This is a genomic window from Monashia sp. HAY1-5C, assembly GCF_056755255.1.
The window spans coordinates 1-288 of the sequence record NZ_JBPGXG010000318.1; the positions used below are offsets into that span (position 1 = coordinate 1).

Consider the following 288-nt stretch of genomic DNA (forward strand, 5'->3'; position numbering starts at 1 on the left):
GGCGGACACCGGCCCTCGGGTGCGTCGACGGACCAGCTCAGCCGGTGACCTCCTCCGGGCGGTACGCGGGCGCCCGACGGTGGGCGGCGTCACCGACGCGGTGGACCCGCAGCACGTTCGTCGAGCCGGGGATGCCGGGGGGCGACCCGGCGACGATGACGACGTGGTCGCCCTCGGGGACACGCCCCTCCGGGGTGAGCTTGAGGTCGACCTGCATCGCGAACTGGTCGGTGTGATGCATCCGCGGCAAGAGGTAGGTCTCGATGCCCCAGAAGGGGGCGAGCTGCG

Annotated in this window: 1 protein-coding gene; it reads right to left on the bottom strand. The window is 73.3% G+C overall.

Annotation, left to right across the window (positions count from 1 at the left end):
* Nucleotides 1-37: 37 nt before the first annotated feature.
* Nucleotides 38-288, bottom strand: a 251-nt coding sequence (locus ACR9ZK_RS21835) for a pyruvate kinase alpha/beta domain-containing protein (RefSeq protein WP_481344050.1), incomplete at its 5' end; no start/stop codon positions are given.